We start from the raw sequence: 20372 nt of genomic DNA on the forward strand, positions 1-20372 counted from the left end.
CTCTTAGTGAACCATCATGTTGTAGTTGAGGTTCCACATAATCCAGATGGAACCGACTACCAGGATAGCGATGATAATCACGGTAAAGATGAAGGCCGTCATGTTCCAGCCTTCATCGGACTTGGTGTTCATGTGCAGGAAGCAAACCAGATGCACCAGAATCTGAACCACCGCGGTCACCAGGATTGCACCCAGAATAACCGGCTTGGAGGCAGAACCGCTCATCACCATCCAGAACGGGATCACCGTCAGGATGATCGACAGGATAAAACCTGTCATGTAGGTTTTTACGCTACCGTGGGAAGCGCCATGATCGTTTGAATGACTCATTACATCGCCCCCATCAGATACACTACAGAGAACACACAGATCCACACCACGTCCAGGAAGTGCCAGAACAGGCTCAGGCACAGGATACGGGTACGGTTAGTACTGGTCAGGCCGCGACGGGAGATCTGGAACATCAGTACTGCCATCCAGATCAGACCGGAGGTCACGTGCAGACCGTGGGTACCGACCAGCGCGAAGAACGCTGACAGGAAGCCACTGCGATCCGGACCAAAGCCTTCCAGGATCAGGTGATGGAATTCATAGATTTCCATCCCGATAAATCCAGCACCAAACAACCAGGTCAACGCCAGCCAGGAGACAACCTGGCTCTTGTTGTTTTTGTACATGGCGATAGCCGCCATGCCGTAGGTGATGGAGCTGAATAACAGCAGTGCGGTTTCAACCAGAACGAACGGCAGTTCAAAGATGTCCTTACCGGTCGGGCCGCCCGCAGTGCCGTTCACCAGAACGGCATAGGTCGCGAACAGACAGCAGAACAGAATGCAGTCGCTCATCAGGTAGATCCAGAAACCGAAGACTTTGGTCGGTCCTGTATCGTGGTGCGCATGTTCATGCGCGTGGGCAGTCGAGTGCGCCAGAGTATCAGTTGCCATTTTTCAGCCCCGCTTTAGAAATCTCGTCGAAATGCTGATTTTCCAGCTTTTCAACTTCACGGACTGGTACGTAGTAGTCCACGTCCTCGTCAAAGCTCTTCACAATCCAGCTGATTACGATGCCAGCGAAGCCAACAATCGCCATCCACCAGATGTGCCAGATCATTGCGAAACCAAATACCGTTGCGAAAGCGGCAATCACAATGCCCGCACCGCTGTTTTTCGGCATGTGGATCTCTTCGTAATGAGCAGGTTGCTTGTACGCTTCACCTTTTTCTTTCATTTCCCAGAATGCGTCGCGTTCATGAACCTGCGGCACAACGGCAAAGTTATAGAAAGGCGGTGGAGAAGAGGTTGCCCACTCCAGCGTACGGCCACCCCATGGGTCACCGGTCAGGTCACGGTTCTGGTCGCGGTCGCGAATAGACACGTAGAACTGAATCAGCTGAGACGCGATACCACAGGCAATCAGCACCGCACCGCCCGCTGCAACCATCAGCATTGGGTGGAACTGCGGATCAATCTGCTGGCTCAGACGACGGGTCATACCCATGAAGCCCAGCACGTACAGCGGCATAAATGCCACGAAGAAACCGATGATCCAGAACCAGAACGCGCGTTTACCCCATTTCTCGTTCAGCGTGAAGCCGAACGCTTTTGGCCACCAGTAGGTTACGCCAGCGAAGCAGCCGAAGACCACGCCACCGATGATAACGTTATGGAAGTGCGCAATCAGGAACAGACTGTTGTGCAGAACGAAGTCAGCACCTGGTACCGCCAGCAGTACGCCGGTCATCCCACCTACGGAGAAGGTCACGATGAAGCCAATGGTCCACAGCATGGCTGAGTGGAACACGATACGGCCCTGATACATGGTGAACAGCCAGTTGAAGATCTTCACCCCGGTCGGGATGGCGATAATCATGGTGGTAATACCGAAGAAGGCGTTTACGTTCGCGCCCGCACCCATGGTGAAGAAGTGGTGCAGCCAAACGATGAACGACAGAACGGTAATACAGACGGTTGCCCACACCAGCGAGGTGTAACCAAACAGACGTTTTCGCGAGAAGGTTGCTGCGATTTCGGAGAACACACCGAAGACAGGCAGAACCAGGATGTACACTTCCGGGTGACCCCAGGCCCAAATCAGGTTGATGTACATCATCATGTTGCCACCCATATCATTCGTGAAGAAATGGGTGCCCAGGTAGCGGTCCAGGGTCAGCAGCGCGATGGTGACGGTCAGAATTGGGAAGGACGCGATAATCAGGATGTTGGCGCACAGCGATGCCCAGGTAAATACCGGCATCTTGAACATGGTCATGCCCGGGGCACGCATCTTGATAATGGTCACGAAGAAGTTGATACCGGTCAGGGTTGTACCAACACCGGAGAGCTGAAGCGCCCAAATCCAGTAGTCGACACCTACGCCCGGACTGTACTCGATTCCTGACAGCGGCGGGTAAGCCAGCCAGCCGGTCTGCGCGAATTCGCCCACACCCAGTGACAGGTTAACCAGGATTACGCCGACAACCGTGAACCAGAAGCTCAGGTTGTTCAGGAACGGGAACGCAACGTCGCGCGCGCCGATTTGCAGCGGAACGACCACGTTCATCAGACCGATAACCAGCGGCATCGCCACGAAGAAGATCATGATAACGCCGTGGGCGGTAAAGATCTGATCGTAGTGGTGCGGCGGCAGGAAGCCGGCTTCACCCGCAGACGCGAGTGCCTGCTGGCTACGCATCATGATCGCATCCGCAAAGCCACGAATTAACATGACGATACCGACGATGCAGTACATGATACCGAGTTTTTTGTGGTCAACCGAAGTCAGCCACTCGTTCCACAGGTAGCTCCACTTACCGAAGTAAGTGATTAAGGCCAGTAAGGCCGCACCACCGATGATAATCGCAGCCACCGTAACCATGATAATCGGTTCATGGTAGGGCACTGCATCCAGTGTCAATTTTCCGAACATTTTCTTCCTCGGCCCCTTAGTGAGCGGTTTCCGCGTGGCTCATGTCCATGCCTTCCATACCTTCGTGCGCGCTGTGCTCGCCTTCAGGCTGGGTCATGTCCATGCTCTTGCCGTGATCCATAAATTTGCCAATAACGTCTTTGAACAAATCAGGTTTCACGTTAGAGAAGTACTCCACCTTGTTGTATTCGCTAGGTGCAGCCACTTTTTCGAACGCCGCCATGTCAGACATGGTGTTTGGAGACTGCTTCGCTTTCGCAACCCACTGGTCGAAAGCGGCACGGTCCGGCGTTGCGATAGCTTTGAACTTCATACCTGAGAAGCCCGGGCCGCTATAGCTGGCGGAGATACCATCATAGGTGCCTGCTTCATTCGCGATCAGGTGCAGGTTAGTCTGCATACCGGCCATCGCGTAAATCTGGCTACCCAGACGTGGGATGAAGAAGGAGTTCATTACGGAGTTGGAGGTCACTTTGAACTGAACCGGAGTGTTCGCCGGGAAGGCGATTTCATTCACGGTAGCAATGCCCTGCTCTGGATAGATGAAGAACCATTTCCAGTCCATGGAGACCACTTCGATGGTAATAGGTTTTTCATCGTGAACCAGCGGTTTGCTTGGCTCAAGTGCGTGAGTGGTTTTCCAGGTCAGCACGGCAAGGAACAGGATGATAAGGATAGGTACCGTCCAGACCACAGCTTCCACTTTATTGGAGTGTGACCAGTTCGGGCTATACTTCGCATCTTTATTGCTCGCACGATACTTCCAGGCGAAACCAACAGCCATCAAAATGGCTGGAATAACCACAATCAACATCAGGCCAAAAGCCGTCAATATCAGTGAACGTTGTTCCAGTCCAATCTGTCCTTTGGGGTCTAGTAGTGCAGAATCACAGCCACTGAGTAATACAGTGCCTGCGAATAATGACAACCATCCCAAACTTTTATTGTATTTCCTGAGTCTCATTTAACGACCTCAATTCCACGGGAGTCTGGTGGCGTTTAAAGTGTGCGGGCATTTTACGGGAAGGTTACATTACTGTAAACATCATTAGGCCTGTGTCAGGAAGGTGTTACCGGGTTCTGCCGCACGTGTCACAAGTGTTGCAAATTATGTCGGTTTTTATGACCGAAGCCGCATGGCATGGGCTTTATAACGAAAGGACCCCCAAGCATACCCTAAAAGGGGCAATTGGTATAACCATTGTTAAAAATAAACAAAAAATTAACAATTAATTATCAATAAAAAGACATCTAAAAAACGAAAAATCAAACTTTCCAATGCTGAATCGTTTAATGAAAAATAGTGTTTTGGAACCGAAGCCAATAATTTCCAAATCCTATCCCGCACAAAACAACAAATATTTTTTTAGCGGTTGCTGGCTATTTCACCGTTATAATTTCGCTTAGTGATTACAACGGAAAATAACCTTTCGCATTTTTCTTCAGGTCATGCGCGTTTTACGCAGCGCCATGAAATCGAGCACGCCTCCCGTCAGGATCCCGACGACGGCCAGCAGGGCGCCAGCGTCCAGCAGAAGGGCTTCCAGAGGGAGCACCAGCGACGTGCTGGCATTAATAATGAGCACGACCAGCCAGAGAGCCAGGGCAACACAGCCCGTCATTAACAGACGTAACGCAAAACGGTAGGCGCGATGATATTCGGTGCGCGGCATAAAGTGTTCTGTTCGCTGGGTATATTCCAGCGTCTGACGGCAGACAAGCAGTAATAAAATCCCCGGCACCGCAGCAACCACAGAGAAGAGATAAAACGTCGGCCAGCCATGGGCTTCAACAAACCAGCCGGCAATCGGCCCCACGTAGACGCGGCCAACGGCAGAGAGTGCTGAGAGCAGTGCGAACTGCGTGGCAGAAAACGACTTGTTGCAGAGCGTCATCAGTAGGGCGACAAATGCCGCGGTCCCCATCCCGCCACAGAGGTTTTCAAAGAATACCGCGGTAGCCATGCTGACCATATGTTTGTCGGTGATCGACAGCAGCCAGTAACCTGCGTTAGACGCCCCTTGCAGGATGCCGAAAATCAACAGTGCGCGGAACAGCGTCAGGCGCTGCATTAATACACCACCGTAGAGCGCGCCGACGATGGTCGCGAACAACCCCAGCGTTTTATTCACCACACCCACCTCGCCGGCATCAAAACCGACGCCCCGGATAAGGAAGGTGGTAGTCAGGCTCATCGCAAAGGCATCGCCAAGCTTATAAAGGACGATAAGCAGCAGGATCAGCCAGGCGTTGTTACGGCCAAAGAAATCACGCAGTGGTTCGGCGACGGCCTGCTCCAGCGTACGGGGAACCGGGATAACATCGCTTGGTTCGGGCGCAAACAGCGTCGCGATAATGCACGGGATAAGCAGGGCAGCCATTAGCCAGTACATGCCCTGCCAGCCGAGATAACGGTCGGCCAGCCAGAGAGCCAGCCCGCCGGAGACCAGCATCCCGAGGCGATAGCCCAGCACGCTGATGGCCGCACCAGCACCGCGCTCTTCCGCCGGTAAGACGTCCGTCTTCCAGGCGTCGAACACGATATCCTGGGAAGCGGAGCAGAAAGCAATCACCACCGCGAGCGCGGCCATCCAGCGTAACTGCGAGGTGGGTTCAAGAAAACCCATCCCCGCAATGGCCAGCAGCAGCAGGACCTGGGTCATCACCAGCCAGCCACGACGACGCCCCAGGAAGGGCGGCGTGTAGCGATCCATGACCGGAGACCACAGGAACTTAAAGACATAGGCCTGGCCCACCAGCGAGAAGAACCCGATGGTTTTAAGATCGATATTCTCGACCGTCATCCATGCCTGAAGCGTGCCGGAAGTGAGCGCGAGGGGTAAACCCGAGGCAAAGCCGAGGATCAGCAGAATGGCTGATTTCGGTTGCTGGAAAATACGTAAGTATTGACTGGACATGTTCTTAGCAACTGACCCGGTAACACACCGGGTCAGCCAGCAGGATTAACGCGCGTTCTGTTTGATGAAGTCGTGAATGCTGGTGTCCTGCGCCATGTCGGAGATAGTGTCCGTCAGCACGCTGTTAACCGCATCAGCAATATTTTTATTAGACGCCTGGAACGCGCCTTCTACAGAGTAGCTCGCACGGTAATTTTTGGTCATCTTGTTGCCATTCTTCGCGGTCGCGATGATGGCGATATCCGCTTTAGTGGCGATGTTGTAGCGCACGTTACCCTGGGAGACATCAGCGTACAGGTTGTTCACGATGATCTGCAGATCCACCGCGCCGCTTGGGCCAACCATATAACCGCGAGAGGTCATCTGTTTTTCCAGCACTTCCTGCAGCAGGAAACGCAGGTCGCGGGACGCGGTCAATGTCACCAGCTGGTTGTCGCGGGTCACCTTCGCCAGAGCCTGATCCTGACGCTGATCGGCACCGTTAATGCTCACGGTGACGCCCATCAGGCTTGGGTCCTGCTGAGGCAGGGTGATTTTAGGTGAAACATCAATAGTGGTTGGCGGGGTAGCGCAGCCTGCCAGCATAAAAAGGGCTACCAACGGGAAGAAGAGTTTTTTTAACATTTTAAGGTTCTCACGAATCGTAAGCATAGAGAGAGAAAAAATTGCCGCCATCATAACATCGCCAACGGCCAGGGGAAGTGGTCAACGCATGTAAATTCATCGCCTTGTCTGAAAACTGACCAGCTCACCCTTTTTCTCCCTCGCGGAATGACAAAACGTATGAGCCACACAGTAAACTTCATTCGTTTGGATGAGAAAATAAGACGAAAGCTAAATATTTGTTGTCAAGGTGTAATGGAAACGGTAAAAGCGGCTAATATTTAAAGGGATGGGTGACATCCTGGCGTTGTCGGAGGAGTAATTTCATGATGATACGTGAGCAGATAGAAGATAAATTAAGGGCAGCGTTCAACCCTGTGTTCCTCGAAGTCGTCGACGAGAGCTATCGTCATAACGTACCGGCAGGTTCTGAAAGCCACTTCAAAGTGGTTCTGGTTAGCGATCGCTTCACGGGAGAACGTTTCCTGAACCGACACCGCTTGATCTACAGCACCTTGACGGAAGAACTCTCCACAACCGTACATGCCCTGGCGTTGCATACCTACACCATTAAGGAGTGGGAAGGCTTGCAGGATACGGTTTTTGCCTCCCCGCCTTGCCGGGGAGCAGGCACCATCGCCTGATAAATCGGATTTGCAACCGCTGGAGTTTTTCCAGTATGTTGCTTACAGATTTCCTCAAAACGGCCTCCGGGCCGTTTTGTTTTGTCTGAGTTTTGAGCGGATGGTGCGTTTTTAAGGCTAAAAATAGCCTTAAAGTGTGAAAAAAGCCGCAGCAACATGCCCCAACCGTTCTCGACTCACCTAAGTGATGCCGCTATAATGCCGCGTCTTAATGAATGTCTTCGGGATGATTCTGGCGACAGGGAATGTGAATCTGCACTAAGAGAGCATCCCGGTATAACAGACAGATTCAGAGTTGACCGAGCACTGTGATTTTTTTGAGGTAACAAGATGCAAGTTTCAGTTGAAACCACTCAAGGCCTTGGCCGCCGTGTAACGATTACTATCGCTGCTGACAGCATCGAAACTGCTGTGAAAAGCGAGCTGGTCAACGTAGCAAAAAAAGTACGTATTGACGGCTTCCGTAAGGGCAAAGTACCAATGAATGTTGTTGCTCAGCGTTATGGCGCTTCTGTGCGTCAGGATGTGCTGGGTGAGCTGATGAGCCGTAACTTTATTGATGCGATCATCAAAGAAAAAATCAATCCGGCCGGCGCGCCGAACTACGTTCCAGGCGAATACAAACTGGGCGAAGACTTCACCTACTCTGTAGAGTTCGAAGTGTATCCGGAAGTCGAGCTGAAAGGTCTGGAAACTATCGAAGTTGAAAAACCGATTGTATCCGTGACTGACGAAGACGTTGACGGCATGCTGGACACCCTGCGTAAGCAGCAGGCGAACTGGAAAGAGAAAGAAGGCGCTGTTGACGCGGAAGACCGTGTGACCATCGACTTCACCGGTTCTGTAGACGGCGAAGAGTTCGAAGGCGGCAAAGCGTCTGACTTCGTACTGGCGATGGGCCAGGGTCGTATGATCCCAGGCTTCGAAGACGGTATCAAAGGCCACAAAGCGGGCGAAGAGTTCACCATCGACGTGACCTTCCCGGAAGAGTACCACGCTGAAAACCTGAAAGGTAAAGCGGCTAAGTTCGTTATCAACCTGAAGAAAGTTGAAGAGCGCGAACTGCCAGAACTGACTGAAGAATTCATCAAGCGTTTCGGCGTGGAAGATGGTTCTGTCGCGGGCCTGCGTACCGAAGTGCGTAAAAACATGGAGCGCGAGCTGAATGGCGCGGTGCGTAACCGTGTTAAATCTCAGGCGATCGAAGGTCTGGTGAAAGCGAACGAAATCGACGTGCCAGCGGCCCTGATCGACAGCGAAATCGACGTGCTGCGCCGTCAGGCTGCACAGCGTTTCGGTGGCAACCAGCAGCAAGCGATGGAACTGCCACGCGAACTGTTCGAAGAGCAGGCAAAACGCCGCGTTGTTGTTGGCCTGCTGCTGGGCGAAGTGATTCGTACCCACGAGCTGAAAGCTGACGAAGAGCGTGTGAAAGGCCTGATCGAAGAGATGGCTTCTGCATACGAAGATCCATCAGAAGTGATCGAGTTCTACGGTAAGAACAAAGAGCTGATGGACAACATGCGCAACGTTGCCCTGGAAGAGCAGGCTGTTGAAGCGGTACTGGCGAAAGCGAAAGTGACCGAAAAAGCGACCTCTTTCAACGAACTGATGAACCAGCAGGCGTAATTTCGCCCTGACGGTTTAAAGTTTAAACAGAAAACCCGTTGCCTTGCGGCAGCGGGTTTTTTTTATCGCAGCTTAGCCCAGGAAGAGTGCTAAAACGCCCTTTCGGTGTTAGCGTAACAACAAAAGGTTGTTATGCTTGAAATAGGGCACTGTGAACCCCATAAGTACGTAATCATGATGAATGAGACTGGCTGATAATCCGTCCGTAAGGTTACAATCAGTACAGCAGGTGTTTTCAATTTTGATCCAGGAGACGGAAATGTCATACAGTGGCGAACGAGATAACTTTGCACCCCATATGGCTCTGGTGCCAATGGTTATTGAACAGACCTCACGTGGTGAGCGTTCTTTTGATATCTATTCCCGTCTGCTCAAGGAACGCGTTATCTTTCTGACAGGCCAGGTGGAAGACCACATGGCTAACCTGATCGTGGCGCAGATGCTGTTTCTGGAAGCGGAAAACCCGGAAAAAGACATTTACCTGTACATTAACTCCCCGGGTGGCGTGATTACAGCAGGTATGTCCATTTATGACACCATGCAATTCATCAAGCCTGATGTAAGCACTATCTGTATGGGTCAGGCTGCATCTATGGGCGCGTTCCTGTTAACAGCAGGGGCTAAGGGTAAGCGTTTCTGCTTGCCGAATTCCCGCGTGATGATTCACCAGCCGCTGGGCGGTTACCAGGGGCAGGCGACGGATATTGAAATCCACGCCCGCGAAATCCTGAAAGTAAAAGCGCGCATGAATGAACTTATGGCGCAGCATACGGGTCAACCCCTCGAGCAGATCGAGCGCGATACCGAGCGCGATCGCTTCCTCTCTGCTTCAGAAGCAGTTGAGTACGGCTTAGTCGACTCCGTGTTGACCCATCGTAATTGATGCCCGCGACGCGAGTGTGCCGCTATACTAAGGTAGGGCGGCACTCTGCCTGAGAGCAGCTTGCGTCTTAGAATGGCATTTGCGTCGTCATGTGCGGCACAAAGAACTTAAAAAGAGGTTTGGACTCATGACAGATAAACGCAAAGATGGTTCGGGCAAACTGCTGTACTGCTCTTTTTGCGGCAAAAGCCAGCATGAAGTGCGTAAACTGATTGCCGGGCCGTCCGTGTATATCTGCGACGAATGTGTCGATTTATGTAACGACATCATTCGCGAAGAGATTAAAGAAGTCGCGCCACACCGCGAACGCAGCGCGCTGCCAACGCCGCATGAAATTCGTCATCACCTTGACGACTATGTCATCGGTCAGGAGCAGGCCAAGAAAGTACTGGCGGTAGCGGTATACAACCACTACAAACGTCTGCGCAACGGCGATACCAGCAATGGCGTAGAACTGGGTAAAAGTAACATTCTGCTGATCGGCCCAACCGGGTCCGGTAAAACGCTGCTGGCTGAAACCCTGGCGCGTCTGCTGGATGTTCCGTTCACCATGGCGGATGCCACCACCCTGACCGAAGCCGGTTATGTGGGTGAGGACGTTGAAAACATCATCCAGAAACTGCTGCAGAAGTGCGATTACGACGTACAGAAAGCCCAGCGCGGGATCGTTTACATCGATGAGATCGACAAGATCTCCCGTAAATCAGACAACCCTTCCATCACCCGTGATGTATCAGGTGAAGGCGTACAGCAGGCACTGCTGAAGCTGATTGAAGGGACGGTTGCTGCCGTTCCGCCGCAGGGGGGACGTAAACACCCTCAGCAGGAGTTCCTGCAGGTTGATACCTCCAAAATCCTGTTCATCTGTGGCGGTGCGTTTGCCGGTCTGGATAAAGTCATCTCCCACCGTGTTGAAACCGGCTCCGGCATTGGTTTTGGCGCAACGGTGAAATCAACGTCCGAAAAACCGAACGAAGGCGAGCTCCTGGCACAGGTTGAACCAGAAGATCTGATCAAGTTCGGTCTGATCCCTGAGTTCATCGGTCGTCTGCCGGTGGTGGCAACCCTGAATGAACTGAGTGAAGAGGCGCTGATCCAGATCCTGAAAGAGCCGAAAAATGCGCTGACCAAGCAGTATCAGGCGCTGTTCAATCTGGAAGGCGTTGACCTGGAATTCCGTGACGAAGCGCTGGATGCGATTGCCAAAAAAGCAATGAGCCGTAAAACCGGCGCGCGTGGCCTGCGTTCTATCGTTGAAGCGGCTCTGCTCGACACCATGTACGATCTGCCTTCAATGGAAGACGTGGAAAAAGTGGTGATTGACGAGTCCGTGATTAGCGGTCAAACCAAGCCACTGCTGATTTACGGTAAACCGGAAGCACAGCAGGCGTCTGGCGAATAATTCACCAAATCATACAAGCAGTTAATCAAAAAGGGGGGATTTTATCTCCCCTTTACTTTTTCCTTATTCATAGCGTTGAATGTGTGGGAAACATCCCCATATACTGGATACATGTTAATGGTTATGTGAAGCACAGTGACATGACCAGCTTACCTGGCGGACACTAACTAAGAGAGAGCTCTATGAATCCTGAGCGTTCTGAACGCATTGAAATCCCCGTATTGCCGTTGCGCGATGTGGTGGTTTATCCGCACATGGTCATACCCTTATTTGTAGGGCGGGAAAAATCTATCCGTTGCCTCGAAGCCGCTATGGATCATGATAAAAAAATCATGCTGGTGGCGCAGAAAGAAGCATCAACGGATGAGCCGGGTGTAAACGATCTTTTCACCGTCGGGACCGTGGCCTCTATTTTGCAGATGCTGAAGCTGCCTGACGGCACCGTGAAGGTGCTGGTAGAAGGTCTGCAGCGTGCGCGTATTACCACTCTGTCAGACGATGGCGAACACTTCTCCGCGAAGGCAGAGTACCTTGATTCGCCTGAACTGGATGAGCGCGAGCAGGAAGTGCTGGTGCGCACCGCGATTAGCCAGTTTGAAGGCTACATCAAGCTGAACAAGAAAATCCCACCAGAAGTGCTGACGTCGCTGAACAGCATCGACGATCCTGCGCGTCTGGCGGACACCATCGCAGCCCATATGCCGCTGAAGCTGGCTGACAAGCAGTCCGTGCTGGAAATGTCCGACGTTAACGAACGTCTGGAATACCTGATGGCGATGATGGAGTCTGAAATCGATCTGCTGCAGGTTGAGAAGCGTATTCGCAACCGCGTGAAAAAGCAGATGGAGAAATCTCAACGTGAGTACTATCTGAATGAGCAAATGAAAGCCATTCAGAAAGAGCTCGGCGAGATGGACGACGCGCCGGACGAAAACGAAGCGCTGAAGCGCAAGATCGATGCGGCGAAGATGCCGAAAGAGGCGAAAGAGAAAGCGGAAGCAGAACTGCAGAAGCTGAAAATGATGTCTCCGATGTCGGCGGAAGCGACCGTGGTGCGCGGCTACATTGAGTGGATGGTACAGGTTCCGTGGAACGCCCGCAGCAAGGTCAAAAAAGACCTGCGTCAGGCACAGGAAATCCTGGATACCGACCACTACGGCCTGGAACGTGTGAAAGACCGCATTCTTGAGTACCTTGCGGTACAGAGCCGTGTGAACAAAATTAAAGGCCCTATTCTGTGCCTGGTAGGACCGCCGGGGGTGGGTAAAACCTCTCTGGGCCAGTCCATCGCCAAAGCGACCGGCCGTAAGTATATCCGTATGGCGCTGGGTGGCGTACGCGATGAAGCGGAAATCCGCGGTCACCGCCGTACCTACATCGGTTCTATGCCGGGTAAACTGATCCAGAAAATGGCGAAAGTGGGCGTTAAAAACCCGCTGTTCCTGCTCGATGAGATCGACAAAATGTCCTCGGACATGCGTGGCGATCCGGCCTCGGCGCTGCTGGAAGTGCTTGATCCAGAACAGAACGTGGCGTTCAGCGATCACTACCTGGAAGTGGACTACGACCTGAGCGACGTCATGTTTGTCGCGACGTCGAACTCCATGAATATTCCGGCCCCGCTGCTGGACCGTATGGAAGTGATTCGTCTCTCCGGTTATACCGAAGATGAGAAGCTGAACATTGCTAAGCAGCACCTGCTGCCGAAACAGATAGAGCGTAACGCGCTGAAAGCCAACGAGCTGACCGTAGAGGACAGCGCGATTATTGGCATTATCCGTTATTACACCCGTGAAGCGGGCGTGCGTAGCCTTGAGCGTGAAATCTCTAAACTGTGTCGTAAAGCGGTGAAACAGCTGCTGCTGGATAAGAGCCTGAAACACATTGTGATTAACGGCGATAATCTGCATGCCTATCTCGGCGTTCAGCGTTTCGACTACGGTCGCGCGGACAACGAAAACCGTGTGGGCCAGGTGACCGGTCTGGCATGGACGGAAGTGGGCGGCGATCTGCTGACCATCGAAACCGCTTGTGTCCCGGGCAAAGGCAAACTGACCTACACCGGTTCTCTGGGTGAAGTGATGCAGGAGTCCATACAGGCGGCGCTGACCGTGGTGCGCGCGCGCGCGGAAAAACTGGGCATCAACCCGGATTTCTATGAAAAACGCGACATCCACGTCCACGTTCCTGAAGGGGCAACGCCGAAAGATGGCCCAAGCGCGGGTATTGCCATGTGTACCGCGCTGGTTTCCTGTCTGACCGGCAACCCGGTGCGCGCCGATGTGGCGATGACTGGTGAAATCACCCTGCGTGGTCAGGTTCTGCCAATCGGTGGGTTAAAAGAAAAACTGCTGGCGGCACATCGCGGTGGGATCAAAACCGTATTGATCCCGTACGAAAACAAACGCGATCTGGAAGAGATTCCGGACAACGTGATTGCCGATCTGCAGATCCATCCTGTTAAGCGAATTGAGGAAGTTCTTAGTCTCGCATTGCAGAATGAACCTTCCGGAATGCAGGTTGTAACCGCAAAATAGTGACCTCGCGCAAAGAGCGTCAATAAAAACAAGGCTGGTAAGTGATTTCGCACTTGCCAGCCTTTTTTTGTATAGCTAATTTAGATTGCTGATTAGGTCAGCCATCAACAACGGGTGTTGTAAGGTCATGGCAGGCCTGATATAACTGCTGCGCGGTCGCGTTGTGAAGGATTCAGACGCGATATAAATTATAAAGAGAGGAAGAGAACAGTGAATAAATCTCAACTGATTGACAAAATTGCTGCTGGTGCTGATATTTCTAAAGCTGCAGCTGGACGTGCGTTAGATGCATTAATTGCTTCTGTTACTGAATCTCTGCAGGCTGGGGACGACGTTGCACTGGTAGGCTTCGGTACTTTTGCTGTTAAAGAGCGTGCTGCCCGTACTGGCCGCAACCCTCAGACCGGTAAAGAGATCACCATCGCTGCTGCTAAAGTGCCGGGTTTCCGTGCAGGTAAAGCGCTGAAAGACGCAGTAAACTGATTGCTTTCCCGTTTCAGGGAAGCCGGATAGTACAAGGGCGCATCGTTTGATGTGCCTTTTTTGTTTGTCCAGACCTGATTTGTACGAGTTTATGCGAGTTGTGGGCTGACAATCGCCCCGTTTTCTTGTCACAATAGGCCTTCACGCGCGACGGGCAGGATTTACCGTCAGCGTCAGGTAATCAGTCACCTACAGCGGAGTGTTGTTACACCATGATGGACAGCTTACGCACGGCTGCTAACAGTCTCGTGCTCAAGATTATTTTCGGTATCATTATCGTGTCGTTCATATTGACCGGCGTGAGCAGTTACCTTATTGGCGGTGGCGCGAACTATGCCGCAAAAGTGAATGGCCAGGAGATCAGTCGTGGTCAGTTCGAGAATGCTTTTGCCGGTGAACGTAACCGTATGCAGCAACAGCTGGGCGACCAATTCTCTGAGCTGGCGGCGAACGAAGGGTATATGAAGACCCTGCGCCAACAGACGCTGAACCGTCTTATCGACGAAGCGCTGCTGGACCAGTATGCCAAAAAACTGGGCCTCGGCATCAGCGACGAGCAGGTGAAAAAAGCCATTTTCTCCACGCAAGCCTTCCAGTCTAACGGCAAATTTGATAACGCGCGTTACAACAGCATCGTCAACCAGATGGGCATGACCGCCGATCAATACGCGCAGGCGCTGCGTAACCAACTGACTACCCAGCAGCTCATCAATGCTGTTGTGGGTACTGATTTCATGCTCAAAGGTGAAACGGACGAACTGGCCGCGCTGGTTGCGCAGCAACGCGTTGTGCGTGAAGCGACCATTGACGTAAATGCCCTGGCGGCGAAACAGCAGGTAAGCGACGCTGACGTTAACGCCTGGTACGAGCAGAACAAGAATTCCTTTGTTTCTCCGGAGCAGTTCCGCGTGAGCTACATCAAGCTGGATGCGGCTGCATTGCAGGAAAGCGCGTCTGACGCGGAGATCCAGTCTTACTACGATCAGCATCAGGATCAGTTCACTCAGCCGCAGCGCAACCGCTACAGTGTGATTCAGACCAAAACTGAGGCTGATGCCAAAGCGGTACTGGATGAACTGAATAAAGGCGCAGATTTCGCGACCATTGCGAAAGCGAAATCCACCGATATTATCTCCGCGAAAAACGGTGGGGATATGGGCTGGCTGGAAGAGGCAACGACCCCTGATGAACTGAAAAATGCCGGTCTGAAAGATAAAGGCCAGTTGTCTGGTGTTGTTAAATCTTCCGTTGGTTTCCTGGTGGTTCGTCTGGACGACATCATCCCTGCGAAAACCAAACCACTGGCTGAAGTTCGTGATGACATCGCGGCGAAAGTGAAGCAGGAAAAAGCGCTGGATGCCTACTACGCACTGCAGCAGAAAGTGAGCGATGCGGCCAGCAACGACAACGAATCTCTGGCGGGTGCAGAGCAGGCGGCTGGCGTGAAAGCGGTTGAAACGGGCTGGTTTGGCCGTGATAACCTGCCGGAAGAGCTGAACTTCAAACCAGTTTCAGATGCCATCTTTAACGGTGGGCTGGTCGGCGAGAACGGCACGCCAGGCAGTAACTCTGACATCATTACCGTTGATGGCGATCGTGCGTTCGTTCTGCGCGTCAGCGAGCACAAGCCAGAAGCGGTCAAACCGCTGGCGGAAGTGAAGGATCAGGTTGTCGCCCAGGTTAAGCACAATAAAGCGGAACAGCAGGCGAAACTGGATGCTGAAAAGATTCTGGTTGATCTGAAAGCGGGTAAAGAGGACGCGTTGAAAGCGGCTGGCCTGAGCTTCGGTGAGGCGAAAACGCTGAGCCGTACGAGCCAGGATCCTGTCAGCCAGGCTGCATTTGGCCTGAGCCTGCCTGCGAAGGATAAACCGAGCTTCGGCTCCACGACTGATATGCAGGGTAATGTCGTTCTGCTGGCGCTCGATGAAGTGAAAGCCGGCACTCTGCCAGAAGCGCAGAAGAAAGCGATGGTTCAGGGCATTACCCAGAACAATGCCCAGATTGCTTTCGAAGCGATGATGAGCAACCTGCGTAAAGATGCCAAAATCAAGCTGGGCGATGTGATGACTCAGCAGCAATAATTACGTATCTGCTCGCAGATTTTCGTAACGCTCTGCAAAAACTAAAGGCCGCTTTCGCGGCCTTTTCCATTTCTGCAATCTGCCGTTTGTGCCTGTTTTCATCGATGGCTATCGTGACGGGGCTGTCAACAAACAAGGAGATACAGCATGAAACGTGGAATCAAAGCACTATTAATTACGCTGGCTATTGCCACCACCGGGATGAGCGCTGGCGCGCAGGCGGCGACGCCTGCTGCTAAACCACAGACGGTACAGAGTAAGACCGACGCCGCTGCGCCAGTGCAGGGGCAAACCAAAGCGACGGATGCCGGTAAAAATGGGGACGATGACGGTACGCGGGTGAGTATCAATTCGGCATCGGCGGAAGATCTGGCCCGCGCGATGAACGGTGTCGGCCTGAAAAAAGCGCAGGCTATCGTCAGCTACCGCGAAGAGTACGGACCTTTCAAAACCGTCGACGATCTCAAACAGGTTCCGGGGATGGGAAGCGCGCTGGTTGAACGCAACCTCTCACACCTGACGCTGTAATCTCACAATTACTTGCACTGCGGCGATAATTTGCCAGGATAAAGAGGTCATACCAGTGATGACCTCTGATCCTATAACAACGAAAGGCTATTGCGCTATGCAGACAAAAATCAAAGTACGCGGTTTTCACCTCGACGTTTACCAGCATGTGAACAATGCACGCTATCTTGAGTTTCTTGAAGAAGCACGCTGGGACGGGCTGGAAAACAGCGAAAGCTTTCAGTGGCTGAGCGCGCATAACATCGCGTTCGTGGTCGTCAACATCAACATCAACTACCGCCGTCCGGCCGTACTGGGTGATGTGCTCACCGTGACCAGCCAGGTACAACAGCTAAACGGGAAGAGTGGTGTCCTCAGTCAGGTTGTCACGCTGGATCCTGAAGGGCAGGTGGTGGCTGATGCGCTAATTACCTTCGTCTGTATCGATCTGAAAACGCAGAAAGCGCTGCCGCTTGAAGGGGAGTTGCGGGAAAAGCTGGAGTTGATGATCGCGTAGGAATTTTGTCTTTTATAAAAGACAAAAAGTTTTTTCAGGGATAGAATAATGGACAGGGACTACGTTGTTGAACGTTACCGGACCCGCGACGGAAAAGTGCCGTTTGAGGAGTGGGTAGCGAAGATGAAGCGAAAGGATCCGGAGTTAGCGTTTCGGATCCTTCTGCGAATTGACCGTGCTGAGAAAGGGAATTTCGGCGATTACCGATACCTCAGAGAGGGGATCTGGGAATTGAAAATTGATTGTGGTCCCGGCTATCGAATCTATTTTGCGCTTCACCATCGGAAGATCCTGTTGTTGCTGATCGGCGGTGACAAAAAGAGTCAAAAGACGGATGTTAAGCTGGCAATAGATTACTGGAATGATCATCAAAAGGATAAATCCGATGAGCAAAAGCCAACAAGAATTTTCTAGTTCCGTCAGCCATGATGAAGCCGTTGTAAAAATGCTTCGTGAAAACCCTTCCTACGCTCAGCTATACCTGCAGGTGGCGTTAGATGAGATTTATGAAGATCAGGGAATCCCTGCATATTTAATCGCGTTAAGACGCGTTATCGAATCCCGCGGTGGCATAGGTGAAATTGCTGCCAAAGCAGGCTTGTCCCGTCAGCAGCTATACCGAACCTTGTCTGACAATGGCAACCCAACGCTGACAACCCTGATGAAAGTGACCCGTGCTGCCGGTGTCAAACTGTTCGACAGCACGGTCAAATAGCCCTATTTAAGCCCGGTCTTTTTCTGCATTGCGGCCATCACGCCGGCTTTATCGGCAAGATAGTGATTCAACCCGTTAGCGCGCAGGTTGCAGGCGGCGCACTGGCCGCAACCGTCACCTTTGATGCCGTTGTAGCAGGTGAGGGTTTCACTGCGAACCAGGTCCAGCTTGCCCCAGTAGTCCGCCAGCGCCCAGGTTTCGGCTTTATCCAGCCACATCAGCGGCGTTTCAAAGCGCGTCTCTTTCGCCATGCCCAGATTGACGGCGTGGTTTAACGCTTTCACGAACTCATCGCGACAGTCCGGATAGCCGGAGAAGTCGGTCTCGCATACGCCGGTTATCACCGCTTCGGCTTGTACCTGGTAGGCGTAGATTGCCGTCAGGGTCAGGAAGAGGATATTTCGGCCAGGAACGAAGGTGTTCGGAATACCGCTGGCGTCAGGTTCGTAGTCCGGGACGGGAATACTGTCCCGGGTGAGGCTGCTGACGGCCAGTTCGTTTAACAGCGTAACGTCCAGCACCTTGTGCGCGCGTGCGCCCAGTTTGAGGGCCAGTTCACGGGCAACGTCGATTTCAGCGCGATGGCGCTGACCATAATCGAAAGTGACACAGTGAACTTCATCGTACTGATGAAGGGCCTGGACCAGGCAGGTAGTAGAGTCTTGTCCTCCGCTGAACACGACGACGGCACGTTTCATAAATCATCTCGACAGTTACGTAAAAACGTTATGTTACCGTCTGACCACGACGGCGACCAGCTTCTTCACGATTTGGGGGCGGGCAGCCAGGCTTCGGTAAAGTCAAACCAGCCGCGGGTGTTAAGGCGTATGCCGTTGACCCCCGGTGGGGCGCTGATTTGATACTGGTAATTAAACAGCGGGGTGATGACCGCGTTCTCCATCAGCCGGCTAAATATCGCCTTCAGGCCCGCATGCCGATCCTGTTCATTGGCCTGGGTCTGGACCGCATCCAGCGTCGCCTGCAGATGAGCATATTGCGGCGCGCTCAGCAGGTGTGGCCAGAGGGCATCACAACGCAGCCACTGCTCAAGCGTGTATTCCGGCGCTTCACCAATCAGTCTGTCGCCCATCATGATGTCCGCGTCCGCCAGTTGCTGGCATCCGTCCCAGGTTTTCGCATCATAAAAGATAACCGTAAGCGCGCAGCCCTGCTGGGCAAGATACTGTTTTAGCTGACGCGCCATCGTGTGTAGCTCGACGGGCAAATGGTACAGCAGGGTTAACCTCTCCGGCAGAGGGACATGGGTTAAATCCGGCCACTGAGGAATTGCCCAGCCGGGCAGTAACTCCTCTGTTGGGGTAATCAGCCCTTCATTGAGCGGGAGCGTATGCAGAAGCGTTGAGAGATGAATGATATTAATGAGTCGTCGCGCCTGCAGTTCACTCAGGCGTGGGCTTTGCTTCAGGGTGAGATAACAAAAGCCCAGACTGGTGCTGTTAGTGACCAGACGCAAACTCTCAAGTTCATCCGGTTCGCCAATGGCTATCTGCACAGGATGACGGCAGCTAGTACCCAGCTCAGAGTCAAATAGCGTCGGGGTGATCCAGTATTCGATAGCCTTAAGCAGCGGGTGGCTGAGATGGTACTGTTCATGGCTCTCCAGGCGAACCAGATCGGGTTCATACACGCTGAGCCTGAAAGGGCCGCAGCCCGTCATGGGCTGTTCGGGATGGGCAAGGCGGCTGCAATAGGTGGCCAGGCGGTGTGCCAGCCAGTAATCCGGCTTGTGCAGAGTAAATGTAAGACACTGAGGGTGAGTGACGTCAATACGCAAGACGCTCTGGAACAGTTTACGCAGGGCAGGCAGGGCAAGAAGCGCGTTCAGGCTTTGCTGAAGCTGCCCGGTTTCGACCTTATCGCCATTATGCCAGTGCAGGGTGGAGCGAATATAAAAATGCCAGTGCAGACCGTCCTCCGACACCGCCCAGTGATGGGCGAGATCGCCTGTGGGTTCACTGGAGTTGCCATGAAAACGCGTTAGCCCGGAAAAAATCTGTCCTGCCAGATGTTGCTCCGCGCGACCGGGCAGAAAACCGGGATGAAGCGGATCCAGTGTACGGTAATAGGGGATACGCAGCGTCGGCGTGTCGTTTTGCCACTGCCCGCCTAAAAACGGGTGCAGCAAAGACCGCAGTTCTTCGGGGGCAAGCTGGGCCAGTTCCAGCACGTTGTGCTGCTGTCCGCGCTTCAGCGCCTCTTCCATCATCGCATTACGCAGTGACTCCGGGGCGACATGGAACGTCAGCTCTCCCCGTTTGCCGCGACCCGACTGCGCTCGCCAGCTCAGCCAGCCCGCGTCCTGGGCTTGACGCAGCAGCGTGCGGACATGTCGTTCGCTGCAAAAACAGCGGGCAGCCAGTTCGCTGATGGTGACCTGCTGCGTTGCACCCTTTGAAGGCTGCCAGAGGCGGTGATACTGATTGAGTCGGTTGAGCTGGCGCATAAAAAACCCGGAACAATAATAATCATCTATTCACTATTACTTCCGTATATCTCACACGATA

The 20372-nt window shown here is 52.9% G+C and carries 19 protein-coding genes; 11 read left to right on the forward strand and 8 right to left on the reverse strand.

Annotated features, from left to right (window positions below; all coding sequences use genetic code 11):
• Positions 1-3 precede the first annotated feature (3 nt).
• The 6 genes from EKN83_RS04750 to EKN83_RS04775 all read right to left on the reverse strand — a co-directional run bounded on the left by EKN83_RS04750 (position 4) and on the right by EKN83_RS04775 (position 6467).
• Entirely contained in the window at positions 4-330 is a 327-nt protein-coding gene (locus EKN83_RS04750) for a cytochrome o ubiquinol oxidase subunit IV (RefSeq protein WP_025756183.1), read from the reverse strand.
• Entirely contained in the window at positions 330-944 is a 615-nt protein-coding gene (locus EKN83_RS04755; RefSeq protein ID WP_025756182.1) for a cytochrome o ubiquinol oxidase subunit III, read from the reverse strand. The genes EKN83_RS04750 and EKN83_RS04755 overlap by 1 nt, the downstream gene beginning before the upstream one ends.
• Positions 934-2925, reverse strand: a complete 1992-nt coding sequence (cyoB, locus tag EKN83_RS04760; protein WP_025756181.1) for a cytochrome o ubiquinol oxidase subunit I — start codon at positions 2923-2925, stop codon at positions 934-936. Before cyoB ends, EKN83_RS04755 begins: the two co-directional genes overlap by 11 nt.
• 16 nt (positions 2926-2941) lie before the next feature.
• Positions 2942-3889 carry a cytochrome o ubiquinol oxidase subunit II gene (cyoA, locus tag EKN83_RS04765; RefSeq protein ID WP_013095851.1) on the reverse strand — a complete coding sequence of 316 codons (948 nt, stop codon included), beginning with the start codon at positions 3887-3889 and terminating at the stop codon, positions 2942-2944.
• A 478-nt stretch (positions 3890-4367) separates the two neighbouring features.
• Positions 4368-5843, reverse strand: a complete 1476-nt coding sequence (ampG, locus tag EKN83_RS04770) for a muropeptide MFS transporter AmpG (RefSeq protein WP_126800431.1) — start codon at positions 5841-5843, stop codon at positions 4368-4370.
• A 45-nt stretch (positions 5844-5888) separates the two neighbouring features.
• Positions 5889-6467, reverse strand: a complete 579-nt coding sequence (locus EKN83_RS04775; protein WP_025756179.1) for a lipoprotein — start codon at positions 6465-6467, stop codon at positions 5889-5891.
• A gap of 305 nt (positions 6468-6772) precedes the next feature.
• Between EKN83_RS04775 and bolA the strand changes: the two genes are divergently transcribed.
• From bolA to EKN83_RS04845, 11 genes are all read left to right on the forward strand, one after another.
• On the forward strand, positions 6773-7090 hold the full coding sequence (gene bolA, locus EKN83_RS04780; RefSeq protein WP_013095855.1) for a transcriptional regulator BolA: 318 nt from the start codon (positions 6773-6775) through the stop codon (positions 7088-7090).
• Between the two features lie 330 nt (positions 7091-7420).
• The gene (tig, locus tag EKN83_RS04790) at positions 7421-8719 is read left to right on the forward strand and encodes a trigger factor (protein WP_126800433.1); all 1299 of its coding nucleotides are present in this window, start codon (positions 7421-7423) and stop codon (positions 8717-8719) included.
• A gap of 259 nt (positions 8720-8978) precedes the next feature.
• Entirely contained in the window at positions 8979-9602 is a 624-nt protein-coding gene (gene clpP / locus EKN83_RS04795) for an ATP-dependent Clp endopeptidase proteolytic subunit ClpP (RefSeq protein WP_008503317.1), read from the forward strand.
• A 127-nt stretch (positions 9603-9729) separates the two neighbouring features.
• Complete coding sequence (clpX, locus tag EKN83_RS04800) at positions 9730-11004, forward strand: ATP-dependent protease ATP-binding subunit ClpX (RefSeq protein WP_008503316.1); 1275 nt, start codon at positions 9730-9732, stop codon at positions 11002-11004.
• 182 nt (positions 11005-11186) lie between these two features.
• Positions 11187-13541 (forward strand): endopeptidase La, encoded by a 2355-nt coding sequence (lon, locus tag EKN83_RS04805; protein ID WP_023334706.1) that lies wholly within the window; start codon positions 11187-11189, stop codon positions 13539-13541.
• A 210-nt stretch (positions 13542-13751) separates the two neighbouring features.
• The gene (gene hupB / locus EKN83_RS04810) at positions 13752-14024 is read left to right on the forward strand and encodes a nucleoid-associated protein HU-beta (protein ID WP_002444653.1); all 273 of its coding nucleotides are present in this window, start codon (positions 13752-13754) and stop codon (positions 14022-14024) included.
• Between the two features lie 212 nt (positions 14025-14236).
• On the forward strand, positions 14237-16108 hold the full coding sequence (gene ppiD, locus EKN83_RS04815) for a peptidylprolyl isomerase (protein WP_094918594.1): 1872 nt from the start codon (positions 14237-14239) through the stop codon (positions 16106-16108).
• A 147-nt stretch (positions 16109-16255) separates the two neighbouring features.
• Complete coding sequence (locus EKN83_RS04825; protein WP_025756176.1) at positions 16256-16636, forward strand: helix-hairpin-helix domain-containing protein; 381 nt, start codon at positions 16256-16258, stop codon at positions 16634-16636.
• 97 nt (positions 16637-16733) lie between these two features.
• A complete protein-coding gene (locus EKN83_RS04835) occupies positions 16734-17132 on the forward strand; it encodes a YbgC/FadM family acyl-CoA thioesterase (RefSeq protein WP_126800434.1) in 399 nt (132 codons plus the stop codon).
• A gap of 48 nt (positions 17133-17180) precedes the next feature.
• Positions 17181-17546 carry a type II toxin-antitoxin system RelE/ParE family toxin gene (locus EKN83_RS04840; RefSeq protein WP_025756174.1) on the forward strand — a complete coding sequence of 122 codons (366 nt, stop codon included), beginning with the start codon at positions 17181-17183 and terminating at the stop codon, positions 17544-17546.
• The gene (locus tag EKN83_RS04845) at positions 17518-17847 is read left to right on the forward strand and encodes an addiction module antidote protein (RefSeq protein WP_126800435.1); all 330 of its coding nucleotides are present in this window, start codon (positions 17518-17520) and stop codon (positions 17845-17847) included. Before EKN83_RS04840 ends, EKN83_RS04845 begins: the two co-directional genes overlap by 29 nt.
• A gap of 2 nt (positions 17848-17849) precedes the next feature.
• Here the strand turns inward: EKN83_RS04845 and queC are convergent, their stop codons facing one another.
• A complete protein-coding gene (gene queC, locus EKN83_RS04850; protein ID WP_047957885.1) occupies positions 17850-18545 on the reverse strand; it encodes a 7-cyano-7-deazaguanine synthase QueC in 696 nt (231 codons plus the stop codon).
• A 65-nt stretch (positions 18546-18610) separates the two neighbouring features.
• Complete coding sequence (locus EKN83_RS04855) at positions 18611-20311, reverse strand: SgrR family transcriptional regulator (protein ID WP_045285226.1); 1701 nt, start codon at positions 20309-20311, stop codon at positions 18611-18613.
• Positions 20312-20372: the final 61 nt, after the last annotated feature.

This window comes from Enterobacter sp. WCHEn090032, from assembly GCF_003986875.1.
GTDB classification, from domain to species: domain Bacteria; phylum Pseudomonadota; class Gammaproteobacteria; order Enterobacterales; family Enterobacteriaceae; genus Enterobacter; species Enterobacter sichuanensis.